The sequence below is a fragment of the Bacillus hominis genome (genome assembly GCF_018332515.1).
GTDB classification, from domain to species: Bacteria; Bacillota; Bacilli; order Bacillales; family Bacillaceae_G; genus Bacillus_A; species Bacillus_A hominis.
This window is the reverse complement of record NZ_BOQD01000465.1, coordinates 1-360: the sequence shown is the minus strand read 5'-3', so window position 1 is coordinate 360 and position 360 is coordinate 1. Positions and strand designations below refer to the sequence as shown.

Genomic DNA, 360 nt, shown 5'->3' with positions numbered 1-360 from the left:
GATTGTTCTAGCCCTTTATTATATTTCGTATTATTATCTGTCCATTCTCCCCCTAAGTTTCCTGGCCACCCTGATGTATTAGCAACATATTTAAGCAACTCCCAATCCTGCAATCCTTTTTTCACACCACGCTCATACGATTTGACCATACTTGAAATTGCTATCGTTGCATTTATACGCGCATCCACTAAACTCTCTTCTGATAATTGTGCTGGTGCTAATCCACCACGATGTAATTGGAATAATCCGAAAGATGTTCCATTATCTCCTATTTCTTTTCGGTTGAATTTCGTTTCATGATCAGCAATAGATAATGGTATCCAATCTGGAATACCATATCTCTTTGCAACCTCACTAATT

General features: G+C 37.8%; 1 protein-coding gene. It reads right to left on the bottom strand.

The genetic code is table 11. The annotated features are described in order from the left end of the window. On the bottom strand, positions 1-359 hold a 359-nt coding region (locus KI356_RS26390), incomplete at its 3' end, for an invasion protein (protein WP_238486245.1). Position 360: the final 1 nt, after the last annotated feature.